The 388-nt window shown below is 49.5% G+C and carries 1 protein-coding gene; it reads left to right on the top strand.

Annotated features, from left to right (window positions below):
* Positions 1–252, top strand: a 252-nt coding sequence (locus DXZ20_RS00690; RefSeq protein ID WP_250565534.1) for a hypothetical protein, incomplete at its 5' end; no start/stop codon positions are given.
* Positions 253–388 lie beyond the last annotated feature (136 nt).

Here is a 388-nt window from a genome sequence, read left to right as displayed (position 1 = left end):
CTACAGAAAGAGGTCAGTACGATCAAAACTGAGCTCAGAACTGTGAAAGCCAAAAATCTGCGCCAAGACTCACGGTTGAAGCAGCAAAGCCGGTGGCTCTTGGGCCTGGCTATCGTGGTGTTGGCTGCTACATCGCTATTGCTGTTCGGCGATTCCGATACGCTGGAGCTGATTTGCAAAACCGTGCTGTCCGTGATCGGCATTGTCAGCGCGATCGCAGGATTCAATCATGAAAAAACATCCCAGAGTTAACCCGACTGGAGGTGGTCGACGGACCAAAGGAGCCCAGATAGCTGACCCACAAGGCTCTTAGAGATGGCACTCAAAATATTAAAAATTCATCAGAGGGGTTAGGATTTAAATATCCAGATGCTAATCTGAGGGGGTC

The organism is Adonisia turfae CCMR0081 (assembly GCF_011009555.1).
In the GTDB taxonomy this organism is placed as follows: domain Bacteria; phylum Cyanobacteriota; class Cyanobacteriia; order Phormidesmidales; family Phormidesmidaceae; genus Leptothoe; species Leptothoe turfae.
The sequence above is the reverse complement of the archived record's forward strand: the minus strand, read 5'-3'. Positions and strand labels throughout refer to the sequence as shown.